Origin of the sequence: Streptomyces sp. AHU1, from assembly GCF_045343905.1 — a bacterium.
Taxonomy (GTDB): Bacteria; Actinomycetota; Actinomycetes; order Streptomycetales; family Streptomycetaceae; genus Streptomyces; species Streptomyces triticiradicis.
Map to the genome: position 1 here is coordinate 4,620,844 of NZ_CP174283.1, position 16,672 is coordinate 4,637,515.

General features: G+C 72.6%; 16 protein-coding genes. 8 read left to right on the forward strand and 8 right to left on the reverse strand.

All coding sequences use genetic code 11. The annotated features are described in order from the left end of the window. Nucleotides 1-120 precede the first annotated feature (120 nt). The 3 genes from ACICHK_RS20655 to ACICHK_RS20665 all read left to right on the forward strand — a co-directional run bounded on the left by ACICHK_RS20655 (nt 121) and on the right by ACICHK_RS20665 (nt 3,298). On the forward strand, nt 121-1,689 hold the full coding sequence (locus ACICHK_RS20655) for a DUF2252 domain-containing protein (protein WP_406838060.1): 1,569 nt from the start codon (nt 121-123) through the stop codon (nt 1,687-1,689). A 181-nt stretch (nt 1,690-1,870) separates the two neighbouring features. Further along, the gene (locus tag ACICHK_RS20660) at nt 1,871-2,914 is read left to right on the forward strand and encodes a hypothetical protein (RefSeq protein WP_406838061.1); all 1,044 of its coding nucleotides are present in this window, start codon (nt 1,871-1,873) and stop codon (nt 2,912-2,914) included. A gap of 36 nt (nt 2,915-2,950) precedes the next feature. Beyond that, nucleotides 2,951-3,298: a rhodanese-like domain-containing protein gene (locus ACICHK_RS20665; RefSeq protein WP_406838062.1), complete on the forward strand. Its 348-nt coding sequence runs from the start codon at nt 2,951-2,953 to the stop codon at nt 3,296-3,298. Nucleotides 3,299-3,341: 43 nt separating this feature from the next. Here the strand turns inward: ACICHK_RS20665 and ACICHK_RS20670 are convergent, their stop codons facing one another. From ACICHK_RS20670 to paaA, 6 genes are all read right to left on the reverse strand, one after another. Next, nucleotides 3,342-4,475 (reverse strand): acyl-CoA dehydrogenase family protein, encoded by a 1,134-nt coding sequence (locus ACICHK_RS20670; RefSeq protein WP_406838063.1) that lies wholly within the window; start codon nt 4,473-4,475, stop codon nt 3,342-3,344. 266 nt (nt 4,476-4,741) lie between these two features. Then, nucleotides 4,742-5,806 carry a 1,2-phenylacetyl-CoA epoxidase subunit PaaE gene (gene paaE / locus ACICHK_RS20675; protein ID WP_406838064.1) on the reverse strand — a complete coding sequence of 355 codons (1,065 nt, stop codon included), beginning with the start codon at nt 5,804-5,806 and terminating at the stop codon, nt 4,742-4,744. Then, nucleotides 5,806-6,339, reverse strand: a complete 534-nt coding sequence (gene paaD / locus ACICHK_RS20680) for a 1,2-phenylacetyl-CoA epoxidase subunit PaaD (protein ID WP_406838065.1) — start codon at nt 6,337-6,339, stop codon at nt 5,806-5,808. Before paaD ends, paaE begins: the two co-directional genes overlap by 1 nt. After that, nucleotides 6,333-7,052, reverse strand: a complete 720-nt coding sequence (gene paaC, locus ACICHK_RS20685; protein ID WP_406838066.1) for a 1,2-phenylacetyl-CoA epoxidase subunit PaaC — start codon at nt 7,050-7,052, stop codon at nt 6,333-6,335. Before paaC ends, paaD begins: the two co-directional genes overlap by 7 nt. Beyond that, nucleotides 7,049-7,336, reverse strand: coding sequence for a 1,2-phenylacetyl-CoA epoxidase subunit PaaB (paaB, locus tag ACICHK_RS20690; RefSeq protein WP_037614825.1), 288 nt, complete (start codon nt 7,334-7,336; stop codon nt 7,049-7,051). The genes paaC and paaB overlap by 4 nt, the downstream gene beginning before the upstream one ends. After that, nucleotides 7,333-8,373, reverse strand: coding sequence for a 1,2-phenylacetyl-CoA epoxidase subunit PaaA (paaA, locus tag ACICHK_RS20695; protein ID WP_151471074.1), 1,041 nt, complete (start codon nt 8,371-8,373; stop codon nt 7,333-7,335). The genes paaB and paaA overlap by 4 nt, the downstream gene beginning before the upstream one ends. Nucleotides 8,374-8,635: 262 nt before the next feature. On the opposite strand from paaA, the gene ACICHK_RS20700 reads away from it, so the two are divergent. Genes ACICHK_RS20700 through ACICHK_RS20710 form a run of 3 tightly spaced genes read left to right on the forward strand, consistent with a single transcriptional unit; the run spans nt 8,636 to nt 11,831 of the window. After that, nucleotides 8,636-9,847 (forward strand): DUF5819 family protein, encoded by a 1,212-nt coding sequence (locus ACICHK_RS20700; RefSeq protein ID WP_406838067.1) that lies wholly within the window; start codon nt 8,636-8,638, stop codon nt 9,845-9,847. Beyond that, nucleotides 9,844-11,085, forward strand: coding sequence for an HTTM domain-containing protein (locus ACICHK_RS20705; RefSeq protein ID WP_406838068.1), 1,242 nt, complete (start codon nt 9,844-9,846; stop codon nt 11,083-11,085). The genes ACICHK_RS20700 and ACICHK_RS20705 overlap by 4 nt, the downstream gene beginning before the upstream one ends. Continuing rightward, a complete protein-coding gene (locus tag ACICHK_RS20710; RefSeq protein WP_406838069.1) occupies nt 11,082-11,831 on the forward strand; it encodes a TrmH family RNA methyltransferase in 750 nt (249 codons plus the stop codon). Before ACICHK_RS20705 ends, ACICHK_RS20710 begins: the two co-directional genes overlap by 4 nt. Nucleotides 11,832-11,848: 17 nt before the next feature. Here ACICHK_RS20710 and paaN read toward each other — a convergent pair whose 3' ends face one another. After that, a complete protein-coding gene (paaN, locus tag ACICHK_RS20715; protein ID WP_406838070.1) occupies nt 11,849-13,561 on the reverse strand; it encodes a phenylacetic acid degradation protein PaaN in 1,713 nt (570 codons plus the stop codon). Between the two features lie 148 nt (nt 13,562-13,709). Here paaN and ACICHK_RS20720 point away from each other — a divergent pair, with 148 nt between their 5' ends. Both ACICHK_RS20720 and ACICHK_RS20725 read left to right on the forward strand, forming a co-directional pair. Beyond that, entirely contained in the window at nt 13,710-15,224 is a 1,515-nt protein-coding gene (locus ACICHK_RS20720) for a 3-hydroxyacyl-CoA dehydrogenase (RefSeq protein ID WP_406838071.1), read from the forward strand. Further along, a complete protein-coding gene (locus tag ACICHK_RS20725) occupies nt 15,221-15,811 on the forward strand; it encodes a TetR/AcrR family transcriptional regulator (protein ID WP_151471079.1) in 591 nt (196 codons plus the stop codon). The genes ACICHK_RS20720 and ACICHK_RS20725 overlap by 4 nt, the downstream gene beginning before the upstream one ends. A gap of 276 nt (nt 15,812-16,087) precedes the next feature. On the opposite strand, the gene ACICHK_RS20730 is transcribed toward ACICHK_RS20725, so the two are convergent. Continuing rightward, a complete protein-coding gene (locus ACICHK_RS20730) occupies nt 16,088-16,633 on the reverse strand; it encodes an Lrp/AsnC family transcriptional regulator (RefSeq protein WP_406838072.1) in 546 nt (181 codons plus the stop codon). Nucleotides 16,634-16,672: the final 39 nt, after the last annotated feature.

The following is a 16,672-nucleotide window of genomic DNA, read 5'->3' on the forward strand; positions in this document are numbered from 1 at the left end:
CTGCGTCCGCGGTGTCCTCGTCCGGGGGCCGGCGGAGTTGTCCACAGGGTCTGACGCGTTTTCCCACCCGGCTGTACGGTCAGCACGAGTTGATGTTCGTGTGCGGGGGAGGCGGTCGTGATGACCGAGGTCGGTACGGCGGGGACGGAAGGGCAGACGGTGCCGATGGGACGGACGGTGCTGGTCGGGCAGGCCGGTCCGGTGCGTCAGGAGCACGTCGGCGGGCGGCCGGGAGGGAGCGCGTCCGGACCCGAGGCCGGAGGGCCGCCCCTGGCCGAGGACGGTCCGGCGGTCGAGGCGTTCGGGGCCCGGGGATTCGCCGTTCCGGGATTCGCCGCCTGGCCGGTGAAGGACTCGCCCAAGGAGGAGGGGAAGGCCCTGCGCGGGCGGGTCCCGCGCGCGGCGCACGCCGAGCTCCTGGTGGACGCCGACCGGCCGGACGCCGTGACCGCGGTCGAGGAGTCCAACCGGGGCCGGATCCGCGAACTCACCCCGATACGGGTCGGCAGGATGGCGGCCACGCCCTTCGCGTTCCTGCGCGGCAGCGCGGGCCTCATGGCGTACGACCTCGCCCGCACCCCGATGACCGGCGTCGGCGCCCAGATCTGCGGTGACGCCCACGCGGCGAACTTCGGCCTCTACGGGGACGCGCGCGGCGGCCTGGTCATCGATCTGAACGACTTCGACGAGACGGTGCACGGCCCCTGGGAATGGGACCTCAAGCGGCTCGCCACCTCGCTCGTGCTCGCGGGCCGTGAGGCCGGGGCCGACGAGGACACCTGCCGCGCGGCCGCGCACGACTGTGTGGGCGCGTACCGCCGCACCATGCGCCTGCTGGCCAAGCTGCCGGCGCTGGACGCGTGGAACGCCATCGCCGACGAGGAGCTCGTCTCGCACGCCGACGCCCACGACCTGCTCGGCACCCTGGAGCGGGTCTCCAAGAAGGCGCGGGCCAACACCAGCGGACGGTTCGCCGCCAGGTCCACCGAGGCCGTGGAGGGCGGTGGCCGCCGCTTCGTCGACGCGGCACCCGTGCTGCGCCGCGTTCCCGACCGGGAGGCGGCCGCGGTCGCGGCGTCCCTGGAGCACTATCTGACGACGCTCTCCGAGGACCGCCTCCCCCTGCTCGCCCGCTACGCGGTGCACGACGTCGCCTTCCGTGTCGTCGGCACCGGCAGTGTCGGCACCCGCTCGTACGTCGTGCTGCTCCTGGACCACCGCGGCGAGGCCCTGGTCCTCCAGGTCAAGGAGGCCCGCGCCTCGGCGCTGCTCCCGCACCTGGCGACCATCGGCCGTCCGATGCCCGAGGCGGTTCACGAGGGCCGCCGTGTCGTCCTCGGCCAGAAGCGCATGCAGGTCGTCAGCGACATCCTTCTCGGCTGGACCTCGGTCGACGGGCTCCCCTACCAGGTGCGCCAGTTCCGCAACCGCAAGGGCAGCGTCGACCCCGCGGCCCTGGCCGCCGACCACATCGACGACTACGGCCGCATGACCGGCGCCCTGCTGGCCCGCGCCCACAGCCACAGTGCCGATCCCCGCCTGATAGCCGGGTACTGCGGCAAGAACGAGGAACTGGACGAGGCAGTCGCCTCCTTCGCCGTCGCCTACGCGGACCGCACGGAGGCGGACCACGCGGTCCTGACCGCGGCGATCCGAAGCGGACGGATCGCCTCCGAACCGGGGGTGTGACCCCTGCTCCCGCCTCCGTCCCGCTCCTTTCGCGGCCTTGTCGCCGTTCGGCCGGCATGCCGGCCGGGGAGGGCGGGATGATCGGGGTGGTTGGGGGCATTGGGGTCGTTGTGGCCGGTCAGGTGGCTGTGGGGACGGGGAAGGCGGTGAGCCGCGGGGGAGTGTGGCCTACGCTGGACGGGTGACGACCCCGGAAGCCGATCAGAGCCAGTCCGAGCCCGCCTCCGAGGGGGGCCGGGAACACTCCGGTGCCCCGGAGGGCGAGACGCCCCACGCCTCCTTCGGCGACGACGGCCGCATCACCGGCCCGGAAGGCACGGAGGGCACCGAGGGCGCGGACGCGCCGTCCGGCGCCCGGACGGCGGGGCCGGAGGAGGGGCGGCCCGACGGGCAGGACGAGGCTCGGGCCGATGAAGGCCGGAGCCCGGCCTCCGGTGACGAGGACCGGCCCGAGGCCCGTCTCGAACGGGCCGTGCGAGCGGCCGAGCAGGCGTTGATCGAGTTCGAGATCGCTGTGGAGACGTTCCGCGTCGAGGTCGACAATTTCTCCCGGCTGCACCACCAGAAGCTCGGTCCGATGTACTCCCGTCTCGACGAGCTGGAGGCCCAGATCGCCGAGGCGCGCGCCGCGCGCACGGGCGACCCGGAGGACGTGTTCAAGGCGCACGAGGCACGGGCTCGGGTCATGCCCATGCCCGGTGTCGAGGAGCTGTTCCACGGCTGGATGGATTCGGACGGCCTCTTTCCCGAGGCCGTGGCCATGCTCACGGACCAGCCCGTGCGGCCCCCGCAGCGCGTGCGTCCCAGCGAGGAGGCCCGCAAGCTCTTCCGCGAGCTGGTGCGCAAGGCTCACCCGGATCTCGCGCAGGACGACAACGAGCGCAAGCGGCGTGACGAGTTCATCGCCCGCGTGAACACCGCTTATGCCAGGGGTGACGAGAAGCTGCTGCGGGAGCTGGCCGAGGAGTGGGCCGCCGGTCCCGTGCCCGAGGAGTGGAAGCCGAGCCGCAGCGAGGAGCTCTACGCCCGCTTGGAGTGGCTCTCCCAGCGCAAGGAGATGCTCACCCTCGTCGCCCGCGAGCTGGAGGAGAGCGCCATCGGCGCCATGCTCAAGCTGGCGCCGGAGGACCCCGACCGTCTCCTGGAGGAGATCGCCGAGCAACTGCTGGCGCAGGTCGGCCAGCGCGAGCACGAGCTGGCGGAGCTGATCTCCCAGGCTCCCTGACCTTCGCATCGGGCGCGGTCGGGTAGCGTCGGGGGTATGAGTTTCGGAGCTGGTGTGCCCACGGTCGGGGTCGGCGATCTCAAGGTCGACGACTTCCTGCTGGACGTCCGGGAGAACGACGAGTGGGAGGCGGGTCATGCCCAGGGGGCGCTGCACATCCCCATGAGCGACTTCGTCGCCCGGTACGGCGAACTGACCGAGGCGGCCCCGCAGGACGGCCGGGTCAACGTGATCTGCCGCTCCGGCGGCCGTTCGGCCCAGGTCACCATGTACCTGGTCCAGCAGGGCATCGACGCCGCGAACGTCGAGGGCGGCATGCAGATCTGGGAGGCCGCCGGGCGTCCGGTCGTGAACGCCGAGGGCGAGCCCGGCTTCGTGCTGTAGTCCGGGCCCGCTCACCCCGGGCGGCTTCCGTGGTCCGGGCCGCTCACCCCAGGGTGTGTGCCGCCAGCAGGTCGCCCAGGGCCTCTTCGTGTGCCGCCGCCGGGCCGAGCGACAGTTCCAGGTGCTTGGCCCAGGCGTGGTACCGGTGCAGCGCGTACTCGGTGTCGGCGCCGAACCCTCCGTGCAGGTGCTGGGCGGTCTGGACGACCCGGCGGACCCCTTCGGACGCCCAGATCTTGGCCACGGCCACATCGCCGGAGGCCGGGAGCGCGCCCCCGGCTCCCGTGCTGATCCGCCACGCGGCCTGCCAGAGCGTCGCCTCCATCGCGCGCAGGTCGATGTAGCGGTCGGCGGCCTGGACGGCGACCGCCTGGAACGTGGCGACCGGGAACCCGAACTGCTCCCGCTTGCTGGTGTACGCGCTCGTCATCCGGAGCACTTCCTCCCCGAGCCCGAGCGCCAGCGCACAGGTGCCGGTGGTCAGCAGGTCGCGCAGCCACTCCCACGCCCCGGGCGCGTCGATGACGTGCGGGGCGGTGATCCGGGCGGACTCCAGCCGCAGTTCGCCGAGTCTCTCGCCGGTCGTGGAGATCTGTTCGGCGAGTACGGTCCCTTCGTGGCCGCGGGGGACCAGGGCGAGGACGGTCCGGCCGGTGTCCGTGTGCGCGGGCACGACGACGAGATCGGCGTCGCAGGCCCAGGGAATTGCCGTCTGGGCGCCGTCCAGTACCCATTCCGCGCCGTCCTGCCGGGCGGTCACGGCGAGTTCGGCCGGGTCGTGGCCGGTTCTTCCGTTGGCGGCGACGGTCAGCACGAGTTCGCCCCGGCCGGCCCGCGCGGGCAGCTCCGCCCTCAGCTCCCCGCCGCCGTAGCGTTGCACGGCCGCCGTCGCCGCGCTGCTCTCCAGCAGCGGCACCCGTGCCAGCACCTTCGCCGATTCCCGCAGCACGAGACACAGCGCGACCGCGTCGAGGCCCGCCCCGCCGGACTCCTCGTCGAGCAGCAGGCTCAGCAGGTCCGCCTCGGCGAGCCTCGCCCACAGGGGCCGGTCGAAGTGTTCGGCCACGGCGCCCGGGCTGAGGGCGGGACTGGGCACGCCGTCGGGGGAGACCCCGGCGAACACCCCCTTCGCCGCCTCGACCGCCGCCTGCTGCTCCTCGGTGAAGGTGAAGTCCACGATCCCGTCCTCCCGCGCACGCACCGGACCAACGACCAGACAGGAAGCCTGATCTGACGGAGCGTCAAGATAGAACAGGTTCTACGAGAAGGGAACGGCGGACGACCGGCCACCACGGGGACGGCCGCACCGAGAACGGCAGTCCCGGGAACGCACGGCTCAGGAACGGCCGCCCGGGGGAAGGCGGTTCGGAGAGTGCCGACCGGGCCGGTGATCGGGAACGTGCCCGTCGAGCCGGCCCGGTCGGCGAGGCGTGTCCGCCGGTCTCAGCGGTCGAAGTCCAACTCGACCTTCTCCGTGGCGGGATGGGACTGGCAGGCCAGTACGTAACCGGCTTCCGTCTCCTCGGGCTCCAGGGCGAAGTTGCGGTCCATCCGCACCTCGCCCGAGACGAGGAACGCCCGGCAGGTGCCGCACACGCCGCCCTTGCAGGCGTAGGGCGCGTCCGGACGGTTGCGCAGCACCGCGTCCAGCAGGGACTCGCCGTCCTGGACGGGCCAGGTGCCGCCGCGTCCGTCGAGCCGCGCGGTCACCGTGCTGTGCGCGGGGGCCGGGACGGCGGAAGGGGCCGGGGCGGCGGCGTCCACGTGGAAGATCTCCTCGTGGATGCGCGTCCGGGAGACCCCGAGCCCGCGCAGGGCCCGCTCGGCGCCTTCCACGAGTCCCATCGGCCCGCACAGGAACCAGCCCGCCACCTGCTCCACGGGCAGCAGCGCCGGAAGCAGCCCGGTCAGCCGCTCCTGGTCGAGCCGCCCCGACGGCAGCCCGGCCTGCTGTTCCTCCCGGGAGAGGACCGTCACCAGCTGGAACCGTTGCGGATAGCGGTCCTTGAGGTCGGCGACCTCCTCCAGGAACATCGTCGAGGCCGACGTACGGTCGCTGCGTATCAGACAGAAACTCGCGTCCGGCTCCCGCGCCAGCAGGGTCGAGACGATCGACAGCACCGGGGTGATCCCGCTGCCGCCCACCACCGCCGCGTACAGACCGGCCGAGGGCTCCAGCGTGAAGCGTCCCGCCGGGATCATCACCTCCACCGTGTCGCCGACGGCGATCTCCTTGAGCGCGTACGTCGAGAACGCGCCTCCGTCGACCAGGCGCACTCCGACCCGCAGGGTGCGCGGTGCCTCGCCGTCGGGGGCGGGTGCCGGCGAGCAGATGGAGTACGTACGGCGGATCTCCGTGCCGTCGGCCGTGCGGCGCAGTGCCAGATGCTGACCGGCGGCATGCCGGTAGTCCTCGCGCAGTTCCGCGGGCACCGCGAAGGTCAGGGCCACGGAGTCGTCGGTGATCCGGTCGACCGCGGCCACCGTGAGCGGGTGGAAGCGGGCCATCACAACTCCTTGAAGTGGTCGAACGGTTCGCGGCAGGACAGACAGCGGCGCAGCGCCTTGCACGCGGTGGAGGAGAAGCGGCTGAGCAGCTCGGTGTCGGCCGATCCGCAGGAGGGGCAGCGGATGGGCTCCGGCTCCTGCTCGTCCGCGGCCGTCCGGGTCGGTCCCAGGTCGAGGGCCACCGGCCCCGAGGGGCGGCCGCCGCGCGGCGGTGCTATCCCGAACTCCCGCAGTTTGCGGCGGCCTTCGTCCGAGATGTCGTCGGTCGACCAGGCGGGACTGAGCACCGTGCGCACGGACACCTCGCGTATGCCGTGCTCGTGGAGCACCCGCTCGATGTCCGTGGACATGGCCTCGACGGCCGGGCAGCCGGTGTAGGTCGGGGTCAGCTCGACCTCGACGCTGTCCGCGTCCCGGACGTGGACGGCGCGCAGCACACCGAGGTCCTCCAGGGTGAGCACGGGCAGCTCGGGGTCGGGAACGGAGCCGGCCAGTCTGCGCAGCTCCTCCTCCAGGGCGGTGGTCGTCACCATGACGCCCCCGGGTGGCTGCGGTGCAGGTGCTGCATCTCGGCGAGCATCCGTCCGAAGGACTCGGTGTGCAGGCCCTGGCGCCCGGCGCCGGCCGTCCACGCCCCGGTCACCGGACCTTCGGGGACGGTCAGCGTGGCACGGCGCAGGGTGTCCTCCACGGACTCCAGCCAGGCGGCCCGCATTCCGTCCCAGTCGACGCCGACGCCGTCGAGCGGCTGGAACATCTCGCCCGTGAAGCGCCACAGGGCCTGGCACGCCCGGTTCATCCGCTCGCGGCTCTCGTCCGTGCCGTCACCGAGGCGCAGGGTCCACTGCTCGGCGTGGTCCTGGTGGTAGGCGACCTCCTTGACGGCCTTCGCGGCGAGGGGGGCGAACTCGCCGTCCCCGGACGCCAGCTGTGCGTAGAGGAGCCGCTGGTAGGTCGAGAAGTAGAGCTGGCGGGCGATGGTGTGGGCGAAGTCGCCGTTCGGCTGCTCGACGAGCTGGAGGTTGCGGAAGGCGCGCTCCTCGCGGAGGTACGCCAGCTCGTCCTCGTCACCGGCCATGGACAGCAGGACCCGGGCCTGGCCGAGCAGGTCCAGCGCGATGTTGGCCAGGGCGACTTCCTCTTCGAGGACGGGCGCGTGGCCCGCCCACTCCCCCAGCCGGTGCGAGAGCACCAGGGCGTCGTCGCCGAGGGCCAGGGCGGCCGCGGTGTTCACGGTGAGCGTCACAGGTGCTTCACCCCTTCCGGGATCTCGTAGAACGTCGGGTGGCGGTAGGGCTTGTCCGCGGCGGGCTCGAAGAACGGGTCCTTCTCGTCGGGCGAGGACGCGGTGATCGCCGCCGAGGGGACGACCCAGATCGAGACGCCCTCGCCGCGGCGGGTGTACAGGTCGCGGGCGTTGCGCAGCGCCAGCTCGGCGTCCGGCGCGTGCAGGCTGCCGGCGTGGGTGTGCGAGAGTCCGCGGCGCGAGCGCACGAAGACCTCCCACAGCGGCCAGTCGGTGTTCGTCATGCTCGGGTCGCTCCTGTCTCACCGGTCGTGCTCGTGGAGCCGACGGCCCGGTTCGTGTGCTTGTCCGCGTACGCGGCGGCCGCTTCCCGCACCCACGCGCCCTCCTCGTGGGCGCGTCGGCGCTGGGTGATCCGCTGGTCGTTGCACGGGCCGTTGCCCTTGAGGACCTCCCAGAACTCCGTCCAGTCGATGGCGCCGAAGTCGTGGTGTCCGCGCTCCTCGTTCCACACGAGGTCGGGGTCGGGCAGGGTCAGGCCGAGCGATTCGGCCTGGGGCACGCAGATGTCGACGAAGCGCTGGCGCAGCTCGTCGTTCGAGTGGCGCTTGATCTTCCACGCCATCGACTGGGCGGAGTGCGAGGACTCGTCGTCGGGCGGGCCGAACATCATCAGGGAGGGCCACCACCAGCGGTCGACCGCGTCCTGGGCCATCGCGTGCTGCTCGGGGGTGCCCTGGCTCAGGGCCAGCAGCAGTTCGTACCCCTGGCGCTGGTGGAAGGACTCCTCCTTGCACACGCGGATCATGGCGCGCGCGTACGGGCCGTACGAGCAGCGGCACAGGGGGACCTGGTTGGTGATCGCCGCGCCGTCCACGAGCCAGCCGATGGCGCCGACGTCCGCCCACGTCAGCGTCGGGTAGTTGAAGATCGAGGAGTACTTCTGGCGGCCGGAGTGCAGCTTGTCCAGCAGTTCGTCGCGGCTGACGCCGAGCGTCTCGGCCGCGCTGTACAGATACAGCCCGTGTCCCGCCTCGTCCTGGACCTTCGCCATCAGGATCGCCTTGCGGCGCAGCGAGGGCGCGCGCGTGATCCAGTTGGCCTCCGGCTGCATGCCGATGATCTCGGAGTGGGCGTGCTGCGCGATCTGGCGGACCAGGGTCGAGCGGTAGGCGTCGGGCATCCAGTCGCGGGGCTCGATGCGTTCGTCGGCCGCCACCGCGGCGTCGAAGACGACCTCGTATGCCGCCGTGCGCGCCGCCTCGTCGGCGGCTTCGTCCGCCTGTGTGCGGGCCGTGTGGTGCGCTGATGCTGTCGCCATGCGGTCCCCCTCGACCTCTCGCTCCCGACCGACCGATCGTTCGGTCCATTCGCAACAATGGTCGGTCGGGCGCCGTGCGGTGTCAACCGCTGTGGACAACCTCATGCGCGTCGGTGCGGCCGCCGTGACGCACGGGGCTGTGCCGGACGGTGGGCTCTGAGTACCGTTCGCTTGCGAACGCCGTGGCACGGTGCGACGTGGCGGTACGGTGCCCGCAGTCCGGCGGACGGCAGTCGGATCCGGGATCGTGGATCGGGGCGGGATGGACGCGAGGGACGAGGGCTCCAGGCGGGAGCCGGGGCCGGCCGCGTTCGAGGAGGGTGCGCCCGGTACCGCCGGCGCCGCGCCGTTCCCCGGCCCGCGGCCGGCCGACGAGACGGCGGACGGCGCCCGGACCGGGGCGGAACCCTCCCCGGAGTCCGGGGAGGGCGGTCCGGAGGACACCGTCCCCGAGGCGGCGCGGGGCCCGGAGCCCGAGGCGACGCCTGGTCCTGAGTCCGGGGCGGCGCATGATCTGGGGCCCGGGACGGCCGGGCCCGGTACGGGTGCGGCCGAGGAGGGCGCGTCCGCGTCCGTGGAGTCCGAACGGCCACAGCCCGGGGCGGACGTTCCCGCGGACCGCGGGACGGCCGGGTCCGGGACCCTCGCTCCCACGGACGCCGGGGGTGCCGCTCCCGCGGGGCCCGAGGAGGACGGCCCGCTCGTCGTCGCTCTCCCCGGCCCCGGCGAGGTCGAGGCCGACGCGCCCGCGCCCGTGTTCCCGAAGCAGTCAGGGGAGTCCGGGGAACCCGGCTGCCCGGAGGCCGGGGTCCCCGTGGGCCTCGCGGCCCTCCCCCTTCCCCATCAGATCGCCGCGGCCCTCGCCCTGGCCCTCGTGGCCGTCGTCTCCTGCGTGCACCTCGGCATGGTGTTCCTGCACGTCGCGCCCTCGAACACGGTGACGAAGCAGCACGGCCGCGCGATCGACGACTGGATCTACCCCGAGTTCGAGCAGAACTGGAAGCTCTTCGCTCCCAACCCGTTGCAGCAGGACATCGCGGTCCAGGTCCGTGCCCTGGTCCGCGCGCAGGACGGCACCAGCCGCGAGACCGGCTGGTACGACCTGTCCGCGCTCGACGGGCTGGCCATCGACGGGAATCCGCTGCCCAGCCACACCCAGCAGAACGAACTGCGCCGCGCCTGGGACCTCTACGTCGGCACGCACGACGGCGAGAACCGTGCCGTGGGCCTGCGGGGCGACCTCTCGGAGCGCTATCTGCGCCGCATCGGCGTACTGCGCCTCCACCGTGAGCACGCGGACGCCGAGGGCGCCGTCGTCGAACGCGTCCAGTTCCGCTCCCTCACCACCGACGTACCGCCCCCGCGGTGGAGCGGCGAGAAGGTGTCCGACCGGCCCGTCGTCCGTGAGCTGCCCTGGTGGGCGGTCCCCGGGAGCGATCGCGCGGACGGGCTGACGGAGGCGGGCGCCCGGTGAACCGACCCGCTCCGACGATCGCGCGCGGCATCGCCCGGGTCACCGAGTCCGCCCTCGGCCCGTACCAGAGCGCCGTGATCCGTATCGGCTTCGCCGCCACCTGGCTGCTGTTCCTGCTGCGCGAGTACCCCCACCGCCAGGAGATGTACGGGCCCGACGCGCCCTGGAGCTGGGACCTCGCCCGCCGCCTCGTCGCGAACAACCACGCCTTCACGGTCCTGACGTGGTCCGACAGCCAGGTGTGGTTCGAGACCGTCTACGCCCTCGCCGTCGCCTCCAGCGCCCTGCTGCTGGTGGGGTGGCGGACCCGCGCGATGTCGGTGCTCTTCATGGTCGGTGTGCTGTCCCTGCAGAACCGCAGTGTCTTCATCGGGGACGGCGGGGACAACGTCCTCCACCTGATGGCGATCTACCTGGTGTTCATCCGCTGCGGCCGGGTGTGGTCCCTCGACGCGCGGCGGGACCGCCTCGCCCGTGAGGCCCACGCGCGCGGGGAGTGGACCGGGCCCGGGCGAGGAGGCCCCGCGCTGTGGGCGGGGCTCGGGATCGCGCTGGCGGTGGCGACGGGCGCGGGACGGATCGACGGGGGTTTCCTGGGCGGCTGGCTCACGGTCTTCTGGGGGCTGTGGGCGGTGCAGGCACTGTGGTGGGCCGCCGGCCGTCTCGCCCGCACCGCGGAGCCGCGCGTCCTGCTGGACGTCGTCGCCAACCTCGTGCACAACGCGGCCCTGATGATCGTCATGGCCGAGGCGTGCCTGATCTACGCGACCGCCGGCTGGTACAAGATCCAGGGCTCGCGCTGGCAGGACGGCACCGCCGTCTACTACCCGCTCCACCTGGAGTCCTTCTCCCCGTGGCCGGCCCTGTCCGGCCTGATGTCCGCGCACGGCTCGATCGTGATGCTGGTGACGTACGGGACGGTCGCCGTGCAGGTCGCCTTCCCCTTCACGCTGTTCAACCGGCGGGTCAAGAACGTCCTGCTGGTGGCCATGATGACCGAGCACGCAGTGATCGCCGTGGTCCTCGGGCTGCCGTTCTTCTCGCTCGCGATGATCGCCGCGGACGCCGTGTTCCTGCCGACGTCCTTCCTGCGGCGCCTGGGCGGACGGGTCGCACGCGCGCGTGACCGGCTGTTTCCCGGCGGCGGCCGGGGGCTTCCGGGACCCCGGGAACCCGTCCCGGACGTCCTGGACGTCCCGGAGGAGCCCGGGCAGGCGCACGTAGGCTTCACCGCATGAACGACCCGGTACGTGTCTGGCGCCAACTCTTCGACGACTCCGTCCTGCTCGACGGCTTCCACGCCCTCAAGCACGCGGTGCGTTTCGGGGCGCGCGTCCCGGTCGCCGTCACGACCGACCGGCGGGCGGTCCTCGAACTGGCCGGTGAGCTCGCCCCCGACGTGCGGGCCGCTCTCGACGGGCTCCTGACCGAGGTCCCGCAGACGGCGTTCACGGCACTCGTGCCGCGTCCGCATCCCACCTCGGTGGCGGCTCTGGCCGTACGCCCCTCCCGCGCCGCCAACCTGGAGGCACTGGCCCGGGTGCCCCGCACCGCGCCCGTGATCGTCCTCGACAATCCGCGCAACCTCGGCAACGCCGGAGCGGTGATCCGGCTCGCGGCCGGTTTCGGCGCGACCGGGGTGGTCACCACGGGCACGCTCGACCCCTGGCACCCCACGGTCGTGCGCGGCGGGGCCGGCCTGCACTTCGCGACCGCCGTGGAGCGCCTGACGGCGGACGAACTCCCGGCGGGCCCGGTGTTCGCGCTCGACCCCGAGGGCGAGGACATCCGGGGGACGAAACTGCCCGACGACGCCCTGCTCGCCTTCGGCTCGGAGCGCAGCGGGCTGTCCGCCGAACTGCGCTCCCGGGCCGACCACCTGGTCTCCCTGCCGATGCGCCCCCAGGTCTCCAGCTACAACCTCGCGACCAGTGTGGCCATGACGCTGTTCCACTGGAGCGCCACGGGGGACGCACCGGCTTAGGGAGCAAGACTCCGGGCTCACGCCTCCCGGCGGACCTCGATCACCCGGAAGCGGTTCGCCACGAACGCCCCGTCGCACAGCGCCGCGTTGGCCGCGCCGTTGCCGCCCGAGCCGTGGAAGTCCGAGAACGCGGCCGTCTGGTTGACGTAGACCCCGCCCGTGAGGTTCAGGGAGAGCTGGGCGCACTCCTCCAGGCAGGCCTCCTGCACCTCGCGCTCGAACGCCTCGTCGGTGGTGTAGGCGCCGACGGTCATCGCGCCCTTGTCCCGGGTGGTGCGCCGCAGCAGTGCCACGGCGTCGGCGGCCGAGTCGACCGCGACGGCGAAGGAGACCGGGCCGAAGCACTCGCTCATGTAGGCGGCCTCGTCGTCGCTGCCGCCGTTCTCCCAGTACTTGCGCGCGCCGTCGAGCTTCACGATCAGCGGCGAGCGCACGACGGCGCCCGGGAACTCCGGGTTGTCGATCTCCTGTGAGGGCAGGGCCACTTCGCCGAGTCCGGCGGCGGCCTCCAGACGGGCCTTCACGTCCGGGTTCACGATGGCGCCGAGCAGCGCGTTCGCGCGGGCGTCGTCACCGAGGAGCCCGCCGACCGACTTCGCGAGATCGGCGGTCACCTCGTCGTAGGACTTGTGGCCCTCGTCCGTGGAGATGCCCTCGCGCGGGATCAGCAGGTTCTGCGGGGTGGTGCACATCTGGCCGCTGTAGAGCGACAGGGAGAACGCCAGGTTGGACAGCATCCCCTTGTAGTCGGCGGTCGACTCCACGATCACCGTGTTGACGCCGGCCTTCTCCGTGTAGACCTGCGCCTGGCGGGCGTTGGTCTCCAGCCAGTCGCCGAAGGCGGTGGAGCCGGTGTAGTCGATGATGCGGATCTCGGGGCGGGTGGCCAGCGTCTTCGCGATGCCCTCGCCGGGACGCTCGGCGGCGAGCGCCACCAGGTTCGGGTCGAAGCCCGCCGCGGCGAGCACCTCGCGCGCGACCTGCACGGTGAGCGCGAGCGGGAGCACCGCGCGCGGGTGGGGCTTCACCAGGACCGCGTTGCCCGTGGCCAGGGAGGCGAACAGGCCCGGATAGCCGTTCCACGTCGGGAAGGTGTTGCAGCCGATCATCAGCGCGATGCCGCGCGGGACGGGCGTGAACTGCTTGGTGAGCGCGAGCGGGTCGCGCTTGCCCTGGGGCTTGCTCCACTCCGCGGTGTCGGGGGTGCGGACCTGCTCCACGTAGGCGTAGGCCACCGCCTCCAGACCGCGGTCCTGCGCGTGCGGGCCGCCCGCCTGGAACGCCATCATGAAGGCCTGGCCGCTGGTGTGCATGACCGCGTGCGCGAATTCGTGGGTGCGGTCGCTGATCCGCTTGAGGATCTCCAGACAGACCACGGCGCGGATCTCCGCGCCCGCGTCGCGCCAGGCGCGCTGTCCCGCGCGCATGGCGGGCAGCAGGGTGTCGATGTCCGCGTGCGGGTACGTGACGCCCAGCTCGATGCCGTACGGCGACACCTCGTCCCCGACCCAGTCGTCCGTGCCGGGCTGGCCCAGGTCGAGGCGGGTGCCGAGGAGGGCGTCGAAGGCGGCTTTGCCCTCGGCCATGCCCAGGCTGCCGTTCTCGCCGTACGCCTTGGGGTGCTCGGGGTGCGGGGACCAGTACGCGCGGGTGCGGATCGCTTCCAGCGCCTGATCCAGGGTGGGCCGGTGCTGGGCGATCAACTGGTGCGCGGTGAGTTCGGCGGCCATCAAGGACCAACTCCTTGTCTCAAGAGCTCCTCGTCGAGCTCGCGAGCTGGGCAGGAATGGACAGTCAGGGTTAGAGTAACCGAACGATCGGTCGGGACAAGGGGGACCGCCGCATCTGTGGAAAACGGCGTGCGGGAGGATCGCGCACATGACAGCACTCGACCTCAGCAGCCCCGTGGCAGTCGTCGGCACCGGCACCATGGGCCAGGGCATCGCCCAGGTCGCGCTGGTGGCCGGCCACCCCGTACGGCTCTACGACGCCGTTCCCGGGCGTGCCGCGGCGGCGGCCGAAGCGATCGGCGCCCGCCTGGACCGGCTCGTCGCGAAGGACCGGCTCACCGCCGCCGACCGGGACGCCGCGCGCGCCCGCCTCCAGCCGGCCGAGAGCCTCACCGACCTCGCCGACTGCGCGCTCGTCGTCGAGGCCGTGCTCGAAGAACTCGACGTCAAGCAGCGGCTGTTCGGCGAGCTCGAGGAGATCGTCGGGGACGACTGCCTGCTGGCCACCAACACCTCCTCGCTGTCCGTCACGGCCATCGGCGGCGCGCTGCGCAACCCCGGCCGTTTCCTCGGGCTGCACTTCTTCAACCCGGCGCCGCTGCTGCCGCTCGTGGAGGTGGTCTCCGGGTTCGCGACCGACGTCACCTCGGCCACGCGCGCGTACGAGACGGCCCGCGCCTGGGGCAAGACGCCCGTCGCCTGCGCGGACACGCCCGGTTTCATCGTCAACCGCATCGCGCGGCCCTTCTACGCCGAGGCCTTCGCGGTCCACGAGTCCCAGGCGGCCGACCCCGCCACCATCGACGCGGTCCTGCGCGAGTCCGGCGGGTTCCGGATGGGCGCCTTCGAGCTCACCGACCTGATCGGCCAGGACGTCAACGAATCCGTCACGCACTCCGTGTGGCGGTCCTTCTTCCAGGACGTACGCTTCACGCCCTCGCTCGCCCAGCGACGGCTCGTCGAGTCGGGCCGGCTCGGCCGCAAGACGGGGCACGGCTGGTACGACTACGGGGACGGCGCCGAGCCCTCCGAGCCGCACACCGCGGAGAAGGAGCAGCCGCCCGCGTACGTCGTCGCCGAGGGTGACCTGGGTCCCGCCGCCGACGTCCTCGCCCTGATCCGCGAGGCGGGCATCCGGGTCCGGGAGGACGAGGAGGACAACGGCACCCGCCTGGTGCTGCCGAGCGGCGGCCAGCTGGTCCTCGCCGACGGCCAGACCTCGGTCGAGTTCCGCGACGTCGTCTACTTCGACCTCGCGCTCGACTACCGCGAGGCCACCCGGATCGCCCTGTCGACGGCCCAGGACACCGCTCCCCAGACCCTCTCCGAGGCCATCGGCCTCTTCCAGGCGCTGGGCAAGGACGTCAGCGTGATCGGGGACTGCCCCGGCATGATCGTCGCCCGCACGGTGGCCCGGATCGTCGACCTCGCCCACGACGCGGTCGCCAAGGGCGTGGCCACCGAGGAGGACGTCGACACCGCGATGCGCCTCGGCGTCAACTACCCCCTCGGCCCCTTCGAATGGAGCCGCAGGCTCGGCGCGAGCTGGTCGTACGACGTCCTGGACGAACTGCACGAACGTGACCCCTCGGGGCGCTACGCCCCGTCGCTGGCGCTCTACCGCCACGCGTACGCCGACGAGAAGCGGGAGGACACCCAGTGACCACCGCCAAACGGGACACGTACACCCCCGAGACACTGCTCTCCGTCGCCGTCCAGGTCTTCAACGAACGCGGCTACGACGGCACTTCCATGGAGCACCTCTCCAGGGCGGCCGGCATCTCCAAGTCGTCGATCTACCACCACGTCTCGGGCAAGGAGGAGCTGCTGCGGCGCGCGGTGAGCCGGGCGCTGGACGGGCTCTTCGAGATCCTCGACGAGGAGCACGCGCGCGTGGGGCGTGCCGTGGAGCGCCTGGAGTACGTGGTGCGGCGCATGGTCGAGGTCCTCACGTCCGAACTGCCCTACGTGACGCTGCTCCTGCGGGTGCGCGGCAACACGGACACCGAGCGGTGGGCGCTGGAGCGGCGCCGCGACTTCGACCACCGGGTCGCCGAGCTCCTGAAGGCCGCGGCCGCCGACGGGGACGTGCGCGGCGACGTGGAGGTCAGGCTCGCGACCCGGCTGGTCTTCGGGATGATCAACTCGCTCGTGGAGTGGTACCGCCCGGACGCACGGGGCATGGGCGCGCGCGAGGTGGCCGACGCCGTGGTGGTGCTGGTCTTCGGAGGGCTCCGGCAGGAGCGCTGAGGCCGGTTCCGGGGCCGGTGGCGTCCGGGCTCGGCCGATGTCTCCGGTTCCGCACCCGGGCGGTGCGTGTGCCGCCGGGCCGCTCCACGCCCTGGTCCGGGCCGCCTCACGGCCGTGTGTCGTCGGGCCGCCTCAAGACCGTGTACCGCCGGACCGCTTCGGATCCGAGGCCGCGCTGGGCCGCCTCACGGCCGTGTGCCGTCGGGCGGCTCCCCGCCCGACGGCGGACCGTGCCGCCCCCCGTGAGCGGGCGTCGCGGGTCCGTGAGCCGGGGCGTCAGCCCTCCGGCTCCAGGTCCTCCTCCTCGAAGACCAGCAGGGTCCTGCTGCTGAGCACCTCCGGGATGGCCTGGAGCCGGGTGAGCACCAGCTCGCGCAGGGCCCGGTTGTCCGGCGTGTGCACCAGGAGGAGCACGTCGAAGTCGCCGCCCACCAGGGCGATGTGCGAGGCCCCGGGGAGCACCCTCAGCCGCTCCCGCACCGTGCGCCAGGAGTTCTGCACGATCTTGAGGGTGATGTACGCCGAGGTGCCCTGTCCCGCGCGCTCGTGATCGACGCGCGCCCCGAAGCCGCGGATCACACCGTCCTCGATGAGGCGGTTGATCCGCGCGTAGGCGTTGGCCCGCGACACATGGACCCGCTCGGCCACGGAACGGATGGAGGCACGGCCGTCCGCCTGCAGCATGTGCAGGATGTCCTGGTCGATCGCGTCGAGCGGACGGGCGGGCGGCAAGGGCGGCGCGGAGGGTGCGGAGGGCGCGGGTGGCGCGGGCGGCACGGAGGGCCCGGCCTCCGGCGGCTCGGCCATTTGTTCAGGTGCCATGTCCCCCCGCCTCCCTACCATGGACGTACTGCATCCATC

Coding starts and splice junctions, on each gene's coding strand:
- ACICHK_RS20655 (WP_406838060.1), top strand. CDS start 121: ATGACCGAGGTCGGTACGGCGGGGACGGAAGGGCAGACGGTGCCGATG.
- ACICHK_RS20665 (WP_406838062.1), top strand. CDS start 2,951: ATGAGTTTCGGAGCTGGTGTGCCCACGGTCGGGGTCGGCGATCTCAAG.
- paaE (WP_406838064.1), bottom strand. CDS start 5,806: ATGGCCCGCTTCCACCCGCTCACGGTGGCCGCGGTCGACCGGATCACC.
- paaD (WP_406838065.1), bottom strand. CDS start 6,339: ATGGTGACGACCACCGCCCTGGAGGAGGAGCTGCGCAGACTGGCCGGC.
- paaB (WP_037614825.1), bottom strand. CDS start 7,336: ATGACGAACACCGACTGGCCGCTGTGGGAGGTCTTCGTGCGCTCGCGC.
- paaA (WP_151471074.1), bottom strand. CDS start 8,373: ATGGCGACAGCATCAGCGCACCACACGGCCCGCACACAGGCGGACGAA.
- ACICHK_RS20700 (WP_406838067.1), top strand. CDS start 8,636: ATGGACGCGAGGGACGAGGGCTCCAGGCGGGAGCCGGGGCCGGCCGCG.
- ACICHK_RS20710 (WP_406838069.1), top strand. CDS start 11,082: ATGAACGACCCGGTACGTGTCTGGCGCCAACTCTTCGACGACTCCGTC.
- paaN (WP_406838070.1), bottom strand. CDS start 13,561: ATGGCCGCCGAACTCACCGCGCACCAGTTGATCGCCCAGCACCGGCCC.
- ACICHK_RS20720 (WP_406838071.1), top strand. CDS start 13,710: ATGACAGCACTCGACCTCAGCAGCCCCGTGGCAGTCGTCGGCACCGGC.
- ACICHK_RS20730 (WP_406838072.1), bottom strand. CDS start 16,633: ATGGCACCTGAACAAATGGCCGAGCCGCCGGAGGCCGGGCCCTCCGTG.